9 protein-coding genes are annotated in these 13,657 nt (G+C 68.0%); 4 read left to right on the forward strand and 5 right to left on the reverse strand.

From position 1 onward, the window contains the following. The first annotated feature begins 224 nt into the window (after nt 1–224). Nucleotides 225–3,620 (forward strand): pyruvate carboxylase, encoded by a 3,396-nt coding sequence (locus tag LDO15_RS07760; protein WP_223985634.1) that lies wholly within the window; start codon nt 225–227, stop codon nt 3,618–3,620. Between the two features lie 145 nt (nt 3,621–3,765). Here LDO15_RS07760 and LDO15_RS07765 read toward each other — a convergent pair whose 3' ends face one another. Next, the gene (locus LDO15_RS07765) at nt 3,766–5,589 is read right to left on the reverse strand and encodes a long-chain fatty acid--CoA ligase (RefSeq protein ID WP_223985636.1); all 1,824 of its coding nucleotides are present in this window, start codon (nt 5,587–5,589) and stop codon (nt 3,766–3,768) included. A 247-nt stretch (nt 5,590–5,836) separates the two neighbouring features. Between LDO15_RS07765 and LDO15_RS07770 the strand changes: the two genes are divergently transcribed. After that, entirely contained in the window at nt 5,837–6,928 is a 1,092-nt protein-coding gene (locus LDO15_RS07770) for an ROK family glucokinase (RefSeq protein WP_223985638.1), read from the forward strand. 105 nt (nt 6,929–7,033) lie between these two features. Here the strand turns inward: LDO15_RS07770 and LDO15_RS07775 are convergent, their stop codons facing one another. Genes LDO15_RS07775 through LDO15_RS07785 form a run of 3 tightly spaced genes read right to left on the reverse strand, consistent with a single transcriptional unit; the run spans nt 7,034 to nt 9,448 of the window. Beyond that, nucleotides 7,034–7,855, reverse strand: coding sequence for a hypothetical protein (locus LDO15_RS07775; RefSeq protein WP_346655984.1), 822 nt, complete (start codon nt 7,853–7,855; stop codon nt 7,034–7,036). Then, nucleotides 7,848–8,651 (reverse strand): alpha/beta fold hydrolase, encoded by an 804-nt coding sequence (locus tag LDO15_RS07780; protein ID WP_223985640.1) that lies wholly within the window; start codon nt 8,649–8,651, stop codon nt 7,848–7,850. Before LDO15_RS07780 ends, LDO15_RS07775 begins: the two co-directional genes overlap by 8 nt. After that, nucleotides 8,648–9,448, reverse strand: coding sequence for an alpha/beta fold hydrolase (locus LDO15_RS07785; RefSeq protein ID WP_223985642.1), 801 nt, complete (start codon nt 9,446–9,448; stop codon nt 8,648–8,650). The genes LDO15_RS07780 and LDO15_RS07785 overlap by 4 nt, the downstream gene beginning before the upstream one ends. Nucleotides 9,449–9,561: 113 nt before the next feature. On the opposite strand from LDO15_RS07785, the gene LDO15_RS07790 reads away from it, so the two are divergent. Both LDO15_RS07790 and LDO15_RS07795 read left to right on the forward strand, forming a co-directional pair. Then, the gene (locus LDO15_RS07790; RefSeq protein WP_223985645.1) at nt 9,562–10,365 is read left to right on the forward strand and encodes a lysophospholipid acyltransferase family protein; all 804 of its coding nucleotides are present in this window, start codon (nt 9,562–9,564) and stop codon (nt 10,363–10,365) included. Nucleotides 10,366–10,453: 88 nt separating this feature from the next. Beyond that, nucleotides 10,454–11,845 carry a 3-deoxy-7-phosphoheptulonate synthase class II gene (locus LDO15_RS07795; RefSeq protein WP_223985647.1) on the forward strand — a complete coding sequence of 464 codons (1,392 nt, stop codon included), beginning with the start codon at nt 10,454–10,456 and terminating at the stop codon, nt 11,843–11,845. Between the two features lie 608 nt (nt 11,846–12,453). On the opposite strand, the gene LDO15_RS07800 is transcribed toward LDO15_RS07795, so the two are convergent. After that, the gene (locus LDO15_RS07800; RefSeq protein ID WP_223987194.1) at nt 12,454–13,509 is read right to left on the reverse strand and encodes a DNA polymerase IV; all 1,056 of its coding nucleotides are present in this window, start codon (nt 13,507–13,509) and stop codon (nt 12,454–12,456) included. Nucleotides 13,510–13,657: the final 148 nt, after the last annotated feature.

Below are 13,657 nucleotides of genomic sequence, written 5' to 3' on the forward strand. Positions count from 1 at the left end.
ATCATATGTTGATGCTCCGGCGAAACCTGTTTCATCCTTCGCCGGGGCGGCAGAATACCGCGAACCGGCCGGGCCGGCGGCACATACCAGCGCGGAAGCACTGCCCATAGCAGCGTCCGTGACGGATAATGCTGTGACGGTGGCCACAATGATTTGTGTTTGCCCACACGGGTCTTACACACTGTGAGCACTTACCGATACGCCCGCGATGATGCAGGAGAAGTATGTTTTCTAAGATTCTGGTGGCCAACCGCGGCGAAATCGCGATTCGCGCCTTTCGCGCGGGCTACGAGCTGGGTGCCAAGACTGTCGCTGTGTTTCCCCACGAGGACCGCAACTCCATCCACCGCCAGAAGGCCGACGAGGCATATCTGATCGGCGAAGAGGGGCACCCGGTCCGGGCCTACCTCGACGTCGACGAGGTGGTGCGGGTGGCCAAGGAGGCCGGGGCGGACGCCATCTACCCCGGCTACGGCTTCCTCTCCGAGAACCCGCGCCTGGCGCGGGCCGCTAAGGAGGCCGGCATCACGTTCGTCGGCCCGCCGGCGGAAGTCCTGGAACTTGCGGGCAACAAGGTTGCCGCCCTGGAAGCCGCCCGCAAGGCCGGTGTTCCCGTGCTCAAGTCCAGCCAGCCCTCGAAGGACCTGGATGAACTGATCGCCGCCGCGGACGAGATCGGCTTCCCCATCTTCGCCAAGGCCGTTGCCGGCGGCGGCGGGCGCGGCATGCGCCGCGTGGACACCCGCGAGGCGCTCCCGGAGGCCCTGCAGGCCGCCATGCGCGAAGCGGACGCCGCATTCGGGGACCCCACCATGTTCCTCGAGCAGGCCGTCCTGCGCCCGCGCCACATCGAGGTCCAGATCCTGGCCGACGCCGAGGGCAACATCATGCACCTCTTCGAGCGCGACTGCTCCATCCAGCGCCGCCACCAGAAGGTCGTTGAGATCGCACCGGCCCCGAACCTCGACGAAGGCATCCGGCAGGCGCTGTACCGGGACGCCGTGAAATTTGCGAAGGCGCTGAACTACGTCAACGCCGGCACGGTTGAGTTCCTCGTCGACACGGTCGGAGAGCGCGCCGGCCAGCACGTGTTCATCGAAATGAACCCGCGCATCCAGGTCGAGCACACGGTCACCGAGGAGGTCACCGACGTCGACCTCGTCCAGGCGCAGCTGCGCATCGCCTCCGGCGAGACCCTCGCGGACCTGGGCCTCTCGCAGGACAGCGTCCAGCTCAAGGGTGCGGCCCTGCAGTGCCGCATCACCACGGAGGACCCCGCCAACGGCTTCCGGCCCGACGTCGGCAAGATCACAGGCTACCGCTCCGCCGGCGGCGCCGGCGTGCGGCTCGACGGCGGCACCGTCTACTCGGGCGCGGAGATCAGCCCGCACTTTGACTCCATGCTGGTTAAGCTGACCTGCCGCGGCCGCAGCTACCCTGCCGCCGTCGCCCGGGCCCGCCGCGCCCTCGCCGAATTCCGCATCCGCGGCGTGTCCACCAACATCTCCTTCCTGCAGGCCGTCCTGGACGATCCCGACTTCGTCGCCGGCGATGTGGCCACCTCGTTCATCGATGAACGGCCCGAGCTGCTCAAGGCCAGGGTCTCTGCGGACCGCGGCACCAAGCTCCTGACCTGGCTCGCGGATGTCACGGTCAACAAGCCCAACGGCGAACTGAAGGTCCACACGGACCCGGCGGACAAGCTCCCGGCCCTCGATAACGCCAAGGCCCAGCCGGGGTCCCGCCAGCGGCTCCTGGAGCTCGGCCCGGAAGGCTTCGCCAAGGCCCTGCGCGCGCAGGACGCCGTGGCCGTCACGGACACCACTTTCCGGGACGCGCACCAGTCCCTGCTCGCCACCCGCGTGCGCACCCGAGACCTGGTGGCGGCCGGACCGGCCGTGTCCAAGCTGCTCCCGGAACTGCTCTCGGTCGAGGCCTGGGGCGGGGCGACCTACGACGTCGCGCTGCGCTTCCTCGGCGAGGACCCGTGGGACCGGCTCGCGGCGCTGCGCAAGGCACTGCCGAACCTCTGCCTGCAGATGCTGCTCCGCGGCCGCAACACCGTCGGCTACACGCCCTACCCGGAAGAGGTCACGGTGGCATTCGTCAACGAGGCCGCCGCCACGGGCATCGACATCTTCCGCATCTTCGACGCCCTTAACGATGTCAACCAGATGGCCCCGGCCATCCGGGCCGTCCGCGAGACCGGAACCGCCGTCGCCGAGGTCGCCCTTTGCTACACGGCGGACATGCTGGATCCGGAGGAGACGCTTTACACCCTGGACTACTACCTGGAGCTGGCGCAGAAGATCGTCGACGCCGGGGCGCACATCCTCGCAATCAAGGACATGGCCGGGCTGCTGCGCCCTGCCGCCGCGGCTCGCCTCGTGACGGCACTGCGGGAGCGGTTCGACCTCCCGGTCCACCTGCACACCCACGACACCGCAGGCGGCCAGCTGGCCACTCTCCTCGCGGCCGTGGATGCCGGCGTCGACGCCGTGGACGTGGCTTCGGCCTCCCTGGCCGGGACCACCAGCCAGCCGTCGGCCTCCGCCCTCGTCGCCGCGCTGGCCCACACGCCGCGCGACACCGGACTGAACCTCGCGAACGTCTGTGCCCTTGAGCCGTACTGGGAAGCCGTCCGCCGGGTCTACGCGCCGTTCGAATCAGGCCTGCCGGGCCCCACGGGCCGGGTCTACCAGCACGAGATTCCGGGCGGGCAGCTGTCCAACCTGCGCCAGCAGGCGATGGCCCTGGGTCTTGGCGAGCGTTTCGAGGCAATCGAGGACATGTACACCGCCGCGGACCGCATCCTCGGCCGTCTCGTGAAGGTGACGCCGTCGTCCAAGGTGGTGGGCGACCTCGCCCTGCACCTCGTGGGCCTCAACGCCGACCCCGCGGACTTCAACGAGAACCCGCAGAAGTACGATGTCCCGGACTCCGTCATCGGCTTCCTCTCCGGCGAGCTCGGCGACCCGCCCGGCGGCTGGCCAGAGCCCTTCCGCACCAAGGCGCTCCAGGGCCGTAACGTGAAGGTCCGCGACGTCGAGCTCAGCCCCGAGGACAGCGCCGCGCTGCAGGGCGATTCCAAGACCCGCCAGCGCACTCTCAACCGCCTGCTCTTCGCCGGTCCCACCAAGGATTACCAGAAGAGCGTTGAGTCCTACGGCAACTTGTCGGTGCTGGACACGCGCGACTACCTCTTCGGGCTGCAGCGCGGTGCAGAGCACGAGATCGAGCTGGAGAAGGGCGTCCGCCTGATCGCCTCGCTCGAGGCCGTCTCCGAACCGGACGAGAAGGGCATGCGCACCGTCATGTGCACGCTCAACGGCCAGTCCCGGCCCGTGGTGGTCCGCGACCGTTCCGTGGTGAGCAACGTCAAGGCCGCCGAACGTGCCGACACGTCCCAGCCTGGCCAGGTGGCCGCGCCGTTCGCCGGTGCCGTCACGCTGACCGTCAAGACGGGCGACACGGTCAAGGCCGGCGACACCGTCGCCACGATCGAGGCCATGAAGATGGAAGCCTCGATCACGACGCCGGTGGCAGGCACCGTGGCACGCCTCGCCGTCGGCGCGATCGAACAGGTTCAGGGCGGGGATCTGCTGCTGGTGGTTGAATAGCAGCCGAAGATTGAGAGCGACGAAGGGTCCTTCCGGCCGAGAGGCTGGAAGGACCCTTCTGTTTCCGCCGAACGAAAAGCAACGCGGGGTCAGATACGGTCCATCAGGGGGCGCCGGATGGGCCGTATCTGACCCCGCGTTGCTTTTAGGCGAGGGTGGGACGCTTGGCGCTGTACATTTCCTCGATCACGGTCTCGAAGTCCTTGAGCACCTGGGCCCGCTTGACCTTCATGGAGGGGGTCAGATGGCCGGAGGCCTCGGTGAAGTCGGCGGGCACGATCCGGAAGGACTTGATCGCCTCGGCCTGGGACACGGACTGGTTGGCGTGGTTGATGAGCTCCTGGACGGCAGCCTTCACTGTCGGGTTCTCGGCGGCCTCGGCAAGCGACGTCGACGCCGGGAGCCCGTGGCGGCCCAGCCAGCCGGGGAGGGCTTCTTCGTCCAGCGTGACCAGGGCGCCGATAAACGGTCGGTTGTCACCCACGACGAGCACCTGCGAGACGAGCGCGTCGGCCCGGATCTGGTCTTCCAGCAGGGCCGGGACCACGTTCTTGCCGCCCGCCGTGACGATGATTTCTTTCTTGCGCCCGGTGATGGTCAGGAAGCCCTGTTCATCCAGCTGGCCGATGTCGCCGGTGCGGAACCAGCCGTCGCCGTCGAAGGTCGCGGCGGACAGGTCAGCGCGCTTGTAGTAGCCGCGCATGACGCAGACGCCCTTGGCGAGGATCTCGCCGTCGTCCGCGATCCTGACCGCGTTGCCGGGAATCGGGGCGCCGACGGTGCCGATCTTGATCAGGTCCGGGGTGTTCACTGTGACCGGCGCCGTGGTTTCGGTCAGCCCGTAGCCTTCCAGGATCTGCATGCCAATGCCCTGGAAGAAGTGACCCAGCCGTTCGCCGAGCGGGCCGCCGCCGGAAACGGCGTGGGAGACGTGGCCGCCCATGGCGGCGCGGAGCTTGCTGTAGACGAGCCTGTCGAACACCGTGTGCTTGAGCTTCAGGACGAGCCCCACCTTGCCGGCCTGCCGGGCGCGGGAGTATTCGATGGCGGTGTCCGCGGCGCGGTGGAAGATGGCGCCCTTGCCGCCGTCCTCGGCCTTGGTCAGGGCGGAGTTGTAGACCTTTTCGAAGACGCGCGGGACGGCGAGGATGAAGGTCGGCTTGTAGCTCTGCAGGTCCGGCAGCAGGTTCTTGATGTCCGGGGTGTGCGCCACCGTGACGCCGGCGGCGACCGCCAGCACGGAGATGAAGCGCGCGAAGACGTGGGCGAGCGGCAGGAACATGATGGTCCTGGCCTGCTCGTGGACGATGGTGCCCAGCGACGTGGCGAGGGCGTTCTCGGAGAGTTCCACGAAGTTCCCGTGGGTCAGCTCGCAGCCCTTGGGCCGGCCCGTGGTTCCCGAGGTGTAGATGATCGTGGCGACATCGTTCAGGGACGCCAGGCTGCGCCGGGCCTCGAGTTCGGCGTCGCTGATGCCGGCTCCCGCCGCGCGGACCTCGTCCAGGCTGTTGCCCTCGAGCTGCCAGACATGCCGCAGGGCCGTGAGCCCCTCGGAGGTGGCCGCCTGCCGGATGACGTCCTCGTGGTGCGCGGATTCGCCGAACGCGGCCACGGCGCCGGAGTCACCGAGGTTCCAGGCGACCTGGGAAGGGGAGGAGGTCTCGTAGATCGGAACGGAGACGGCTCCGGCAAACCAGACGGCGAAGTCGATCAGGGCCCATTCGTAACGGGTACGGGACATGATGCCGACCCTGTCGCCGGCGGCGACACCGCTGGCCATGAGGCCCTTGGCGAGGGCCGCGACGTCGGCCAGGAAATCCGTGGCGCGGACGTCTTGCCACTGGCCCGCCGCGTCGAGCCGCGAGAACAGCGCGGGGTTGGAGGCCTTTGCCGCCTGGCGCACCACGAGATCGGTGACGTTGGTGTCCGGATCGACATTCACCAGGGGCGGGACAATGATTTCTCGCACGACAGCTCCTTTGGTATCCATAGGCCCGCAACGGGTACGGCTAAGCCTAGTATGCGGTCCCGAGAAGGTGTGTTCTGCGACACCTACTGGCCAGTAACTTTACGTTCAGGGGCGCAGTTCCGCCAGTCAGGGTGCCGTGGCCGCCGGCTGCGGGGCATCCCGCGGTGTCCCGCAGCATGCCATGCCGGGGCGTCATGCTGCCGGGCCTTCGCGGATGCGCCGGCCCCGGTGAATAGAATGGGGAATCATGCAGACACCAACACCCGGCCGGCAGCCCGGCCTGCGCCGCCGGACCGCCGCCTGGCGAAACAGGACCCTGGCCGGAGCGGCGGCGGCCGCGGCCGGGCACGACATCCGTTCGCAGCTGCGGCTGGGCCGCAAGGGCCTGGCAATCGGCGTCGACATCGGGGGAACCAAGGTTGCGGCCGGGGTGGTTGACGCCGAGGGCAGGATCCTCAGCCAGGCGAAACGATCCACGCCGGGCAGCGATCCGCGCGCCGTGGAGCAGGTCATTGTTGAACTGGTCGAAGAACTGGGCGCAGGGCACCGGATCTGGTCGGTCGGGATCGGCGCCGCCGGCTGGATGGACCTCGACGGAGCGACAGTCCTCTTTAGCCCGCATCTGGCATGGCGCAATGAACCCCTGCGGGAGAATCTGCAGCGGCTGCTGCGCCGCCCCGTCCTGCTGACCAACGACGCCGACGCCGCCGCCTGGGCGGAATGGCGCTTTGGTGCCGGGCAGGGGCAGAGCCGGCTGGTTTGCATCACCCTGGGTACCGGTATCGGCGGCGCCATGGTGATGGACGGGAGGGTGGAGCGCGGCCAGTTCGGCGTGGCGGGGGAGTTCGGCCACCAGATCATCATGCCTGGCGGCCAACGCTGCGAGTGCGGCAACCGGGGCTGCTGGGAACAATATGCCTCGGGCAATGCGCTGGGGCGTGAGGCCAGGGAATTGGCCGCCGCGAACTCCCCGGTAGCCCAGGAGCTGCTCAAGGCCGTCGACGGAGACGTCGGACGCATCACGGGTGCGATTGTCACGGAGCTGGCCAAGGCCGGGGATCCGACGTCCAGGGAACTGCTCGAAGACGTCGGCGAATGGCTGGGCCTGGGCCTGGCGAACCTTGCCGCGGCCCTGGATCCCGGGAAGTTCGTGATCGGCGGCGGACTGTGCGATGCCGGCGAGCTCCTGGTCGGCCCGGCCCGGAAGTCTTTCCTGCGCAACCTCACCGGCCGCGGCTTCCGCCCCGCGGCGGAAATCGAACTGGCGGCCCTCGGGCCCAACGCCGGACTCATCGGTGCTGCCGACCTCTCGCGGGTCAGCAGCCGCATGCACACCTAGCGCAGCGGAGGATGGAAACCCCGCAGGAGCGCAGTGAAAGAAGGCAGCGTCTTGCGTGGGGACCTACTCGTTGAAGACCCTGATGAACCGGAGCCCCGGGATGGACTAAATGCGCGCCCCGTCGTCGTGTTCGTCCTTCTCGCCCGGCAGTTTCATGATCAGGAAGACCACGGAGGCCGCGAACGCGGCCACCATGCCAAGGATGGCCACCAGCGGGGCCGAGCGCCAGAATATCGCCGAGAGCACGAGCGCGATCGGCCCGCCCACGGCGCCAATCCAGGCAAGGACAGTCATCGGATCAGCGCCGGCGAGACTGGGAGGCTCCTCCGGGACAAACGCCCCGTCGTCGTCCTCGGGCTCGTAGTCGCGCGGCCCGGCAGTGGTGTCCGGCAGTTCGTCGCCGCCCGCAGCCGCCGGCCTCCCGGCCGCAGGAGAGAGCCGCTCCTTAGCGGAGAGCTCGATCGGCGCCGTGCCGGCGAGACCCAGCGGGTCAAAGTCACGGAACGTCCACGCAGGTGAGCTGCCGGCGCTGTCCGTCCCGCCGGGCGGCCCACTGCCCGCAGAACCGGCCGTCCCGGCGGCCGGCCCGCTGCCGGTAGCCTCGTCCCCGGCTGCCCCCACGCCTTCGAGCCGGGCGACCAGATCCAGCCAGACGGCGTCGTCATCGTCGGACGGTGCGTTGTCGGCGGAAGTGTCCGGCGACGGGTGGGCCGGCGAGCCGTGGGCTTGGGGCTCATAGGGCCGGGGCGCAGGGGGCGGCGGGGCGCCTGGAACAGGCGGGGCACCTGGGACAGAGGCGCCGGGGACAGCATCGCCGGCCCCATCGAGTCCAGGAGAATGACTGCCGGCGGGGTCCGGAGTCCCGGGGTCCGGAGTCTCAGGATCCGGAGTCTCCGGGTCCGGCACGCTGGGGTCCGGCTTAGTCATGGGCCGTGTCCTTCCGGCTGGCGCGGGCGGCGCCCGGACTGGCCTGGGAAGCCACGGACCGGACGAATTCGGCGGAGCCACGGAAGATCTCGGGCGCGTCGTTGTCGATGGTGGCGACGTGGTAACTGTTTTCCAGCGGAACCACTTCCAGCGGGGCATTGGTCAACCCGCGGCGCAGGGCAACCATGCTGGACTCGGACACCACATGGTCCACCGAGGAACGGTAGACCCGGACGGGCGCCGTAATTTGGGGCAGCAGGCGCACGGTGTCCTTGAACATCTTGTTGAGCTCGTGCGCGGCGGCCACCGGAGTCCGCGGATACGCGCCCTCATCCATGTCCGGTTTGAGGATGTCGTTGGCGATCGCGGGGGTGCTCTTGAGGACGAATTTCAAGACGCCGGCGAGCGGGGCGCGGGGGTCATCGATGACCAGTCCCGGGTTGACCACCACGACTCCCGCCACAGGGCGGGTCGCAGCGATCCGCAACGCCAGGGTGCCGCCCATGGAAAGCCCGGCCATGACCACCACGTCGCATTCTTCCGCAAGCTCGAGGTAGGCCGCGTCCAGGGCCCCGTGCCAGTCCTGCCAGCGGGTCCTGGCCAACTCCTGCCAGCTCGTTCCGTGCCCCGGCAAGAGGGGGAGCCGGACGGCGTATCCGGCACTGGCCAATGCCATTGCCCAGTCCCGCACGCTGTGCGGGCTGCCGGTGAAGCCGTGGGACACCACGACGCCGGTCCGGGGGCCGGTTCCCGTGAAGGGGCTGCTGAACGGCGAATGGTCCGGGAGGATGCTCATGGGGTCTCCGAGGGGGCGGTGGGCGGCGTCGTGGAGCGGGCTTGCTGGCGGACGAAGCGTACTGACTCTTCAAAGAGTAGCGGCGCATCGGCATCCAGGGTCGCAACGTGCCCGCTGCGCGGAAGCCGGACTACCGTGAGGTCCCGGGACCCCAGGCGGCTGCGCAGCAGCTCCAAGGACGACGGCGGGACGACGGCATCGGTGTCCGACTTGAAGACCAGGACCGGCGCCTGCACGGCCGGGAGTTCCCGCAGGGTCGCGGAAAACAGTCGGCGCAGTTGGTGGACCGCCGCGAGCGGCGTCAGGGAGTAGTCGCCGTCGTCGGTGGCCGGCGCCGTGGAGCTTTCCTCCTGGATCGGCGTGGTGGTGCGCTGGAAGTACTTGAGCAGTCCGACCACCCTGACCCTGCGGTCATAGAAGCTCAGCCCCGGGTTTACGGCGAGCACGCCGGCCACCTTGTGGCGGGCCGCGGTGCGCAGGGCGATCGTGCCGCCCATGGACAGCCCGGCGACGTAGCAGTCGCTGGTCCGGGCGGCCAGGTCCAGGTACGCCGTCTCAAAGCTCGTGTACCAGTCCTGCCAGCCCTGCCGGGCGAGGTCCCGCCAGTGGGTGCCGTGCCCGGGCAGCAGCGGCACCGACACCGCGAAGCCCTGGTCGGCCAGGTGCCGGGCCCAAGGCAGGACGCTGAGCGGGCTGCCCGTGAAGCCGTGGCAGATGGCCACGCCGATCCGGGCGTTAGTGCCATGGCCGGGGTAGCTGAAAGCGGCGGGAGCCGGGGAAATACTGCTTTCAGTCATGAGCCCATCGTGTCACCCTTAGCGACAAAACTCACTAGAGTAAGGTGTCCATTGAAGTCCTGGCCGGACCCGGTTCGGGCGGCCGGCCAGCCGCCTTCCGGAGAGGTCACCGAGTGTTTTATTGGTTCATGAAGACGTTTGTCCTGGGACCGGTGTTGAAGCTGTTGTTCCGGCCCTGGGTCAAGGGCCTCGACAACGTCCCGGCCCAAGGCGCTGCGATCCTGGCCTCGAACCACCTCTCCTTCTCGGACTCGATCTTCATGCCGGTCATGGTTCCGCGTCCGGTCGTCTTCCTGGCCAAGTCCGAATATTTCACCGGCACCGGGATCAAGGGCAGGCTGACCGCGGCCTTTTTCCGGCTCACCAACCAGCTCCCCATGGACCGGTCCGGGGGTGCTGCGTCCGCGCAGTCCCTAAACGCCGGCATGGACGTGCTCAAGAGCGGCTCGCTGCTGGGCATCTATCCGGAAGGCACCCGCAGCCCCGACGCGCGCCTTTATCGCGGCAAGGTGGGCGTCGCCCGCCTCGCGCTGCAGGCTCGCGTGCCGGTCATTCCGGTGGCGATGATTGGAACGGACAAGGTGCAGCCGATCGGCAAGCGTGTTCCCAACATCCGCCGCATCGGCATGATCTTCGGCGAACCGCTCGACTTCAGCCGTTACTACGGGATGGAGGACGACCGGCTGATCCAGCGTTCGGTGACCGACGAGATCATGTACGAGCTCATGCGGCTGTCCGGGCAGGAATACGTGGACGAGTACGCCGCCGTCGTCAAACTGCGACAGACGGGCAAGGCCCAAGTGGCAGGCCCGGACGCAGGCAAGGGCACAACTTCTGCGACCCCGACGGCAGGCCCCGAACAGGTTCCGCCGCCGGCGGCAGGGGAGGACGGCCCGGAAGCTCCGGGGACCGTCTGACCGGTTGAACGGGGGCCATGTGACGGAATCCGGGCTGTCAATGACAGGCGGGGCCGCCGAACCTCGACGGGACAACTATCCTTAGAGGGTGACCGAGCTATCTGAGAAACCAGTTTCCCCGCTGACCAGCACCGCCCAGAGCGGAGCCGCCAACTATCCCGGCCTGGACAACTGGCGTGAGCTCCCGGCCTCGCAGCAGCCCACGTGGTCGGACCAGGCTGTCTTCGAGGCGTCCGTCAAGGAACTTTCCGTCCTGCCGCCGCTCGTCTTCGCGGGCGAAGTGGACATCCTTCGCGAACGGCTCGCCGCGGCCGCGCAGGGCAAGGCTTTCCTGCTCCAGGGTGGCGACTGCGCCGAGACCTTCGAGGCGGCGACAGCTGACAAGATCAGTGCCCGCGTCCGGACCATCCTGCAGATGGCAGTGGTCCTCACCTACGGTGCGGCCATGCCGGTCATCAAGATGGGCCGCATGGCGGGGCAGTTCGCCAAGCCGCGCTCCTCCAACGACGAAACGCGCGACGGCGTCACCCTCCCGGCGTACCGCGGCGACATCGTGAACGGCTACGACTTCACCCCGGAATCCCGGGCGCATGATGCCAGCCGGATGCTGAAGGCATACCACACCTCCGCCTCCACCCTGAACCTGATCCGCGCCTTCACGCAGGGCGGCTTTGCGGACCTGCGCCTGGTGCACCAGTGGAACAAGGGCTTCACCGAAAACCCTGCGCACGCCCGCTACGAGTCGCTGGCCCGGGACATCGACCGCGCCATCAAGTTCATGTCCTCCTGCGGCGCCGACTTCGAGGCCCTCAAGCGCGTGGAGTTCTACGCCAGCCATGAAGCCCTGCTGCTGGACTACGAGCGCGCCCTGACCCGCATCGATTCGCGCACCGGGCTGCCCTACGACACCTCGGCCCACTTCCTGTGGATCGGGGAGCGCACCCGCGAACTGGACCACGCGCACGTTGATTTCCTCTCCCGTGTCCGCAACCCGATCGGCGTGAAGCTCGGCCCGTCAACGAGCGGCGACGACGCCCTGCGCCTGATCGACAAGCTCGATCCGGAGCGGGAGCCCGGCCGGCTCACCTTCATCACCCGCATGGGCGCCGGCAACATCCGCGAGAAGCTCCCCCCGATCGTCGAGCGCGTCACTGCCTCCGGGGCGCAGGTCCTGTGGGTCACCGACCCCATGCACGGCAACACGGTCACCTCGCCCAACGGCTACAAGACCCGTAACTTCGACGACGTCATCGATGAAGTGCGCGGGTTCTTCGAAGTCCACCACGCGCTCGGCACCGTTCCCGGCGGCCTGCACGTGGAGATGACCGGCGACGACGTCGCCGAGTGCCTCGGCGGAGCCGACCCGATCGACCAGGAAGCGTTCCTGGACCGCTACGAATCGGTCTGCGATCCGCGCCTGAACCACATGCAGTCCCTGGAAATGGCGTTCCTCGTGGCCGGTGCCCTCGCCAAGCGCTGAGCTGCTGGGCTGACTGCAAAAAGATCACTGTCGGAGAATCTGACTGTCGGAGAAGCTCACTGGCAAAGGTTCCTGAAACATAAACTCGCTGACAGAACGCTCCGCCCGGCTGAACCAGCCGGGCGGAGCCTGTTTAACCGGGGGTGCCGGTCTCCTTTCAGAGGTTGTGTGCGGGAATGAGCGGTTGAAATGGCTGGCTGGGCCGTGGGCCGACTGCTTCCGGGGATGACCTTGACGACCTTTGAAGAGGTCCCGTGGAATGCCCCCTGCTACGCGCGTTTGGGCTTCGTCCGGATACCCGAATGTCAGTGGTCCCCGGGCATTCGCCGGATCGTGCAGGCAGAAAATGAGCACGGCTTGGACGCGTGGTCGCGGGTCGTCATGAAAAAGCCCCTACCGTGGGGTGGGCTCCGCGTCCCTTAGGTCGCCCCTAGTCGTCCTGGAGGGCATTAGCGCACTGATTCACCACCGGAGGCGTGGCTGCCGACGCCCTCGGGAACACCAGGTTGGCACCTCCCCGGATCGGAGTTGAGCCCCGCCAAAGTGTTCGGCCCGGGAAGCCCGTTCCCCAAACGGGACGGAGGCGGCAGCTCAGACCAGCGACGCCGTCACCAACCGCCGCGCGTGGGCGTATGTCCTTTTCGGGCATCGTCTGGCATTGTCATTTCGGCCCGCAGGCCCAGGAGTCGGATCGGACGGCCCGCTTCGATTCCGGCCGCGAGGTCCAGGGCCCGCGTGAGGATTTCGTTCGGGTCGGACGTTTCGGGAATCTTCCTCGTGAGGGTTTTGGTGACGAACGGCGCGTACCGAACCTTGAGGGTCAGCCCAACCACGGGCCGTCCTTCGGCAGCAACATCCTCCAGGACATGCGCTGTCAGCTCCCTGACGGCGCCGTCCACCTGGGAGGGCTCGGTCAGGTCCCGCTGGAAGGTGGTCTCCCGGCTATGCCCGTGGGCAACCCATGGGGTGTCGTCCACAACGCTGGCACCGTCCCCGCGGCCGAGCTCCGCGTACCAAGGACCCATCTTGGGGCCGAACTCCGGGACCAGGTCTTGGGGGTCGGATGCGGCGAGCTCGGCGACTGTGTTGATGCCCAGCTTGGCCAGTCGGCCCGACACTTTGGCTCCGACGCCCCACAGGTCCTTGGTGGGCCGACTGCCCATGACGTCTAGCCAGTTCCCGGCAGTGAGACGGAAGACGCCGGCCGGCTTGCCGAAACCGGTGGCGACCTTGGCTCGGACCAAGGTGTCGCCGATGCCCACACTGCAATGCAGCTGCGTTCGCTCCAGGACAGCGGCCTGCACCTGCCGGGCGTAGGCTTCCGGATTCTCTGTCTCAATGCCGATAAAGGCTTCATCCCAACCCAGCACCTGCACGGTAGCACCGGGCTGGGCGCGCAGTGTAGCCATCACCGTTTCAGACGCCGCGAGGTAAGCCTCGTGGTCGACGGGCAGGATCACAGCGTCGGGCACCTTCCGGGCCGCAATGCGGAGGGGCATTCCGGAACCCACGCCGAATGCCCTGGCTTCGTAGGATGCGGTCGACACCACAGCCCGTTCCGTGGGGTCGCCCCGACCGCCGACAATGATCGGCTTGCCCGCAAGCTCCGGCCGCCGGAGCACTTCGACCGCCGCGATGAACTGGTCGAGATCGACGTGCAGCACCCACCGGATTCCGCTCACGCCACCAGTCTGCCCTAAACATCCCAGACAAGCACCGGCTCTCCACAGAGCCTGGCCGCTGCGCCGGCGGCCTCGAATAAGCCGCTGCGAGTGATCGCGGCCATGGCAGACGCGGGCCCCGAGTATGTCG

This window comes from Arthrobacter sp. NicSoilB8 (genome assembly GCF_019977355.1).
Lineage (GTDB): Bacteria > Actinomycetota > Actinomycetes > Actinomycetales > Micrococcaceae > Arthrobacter.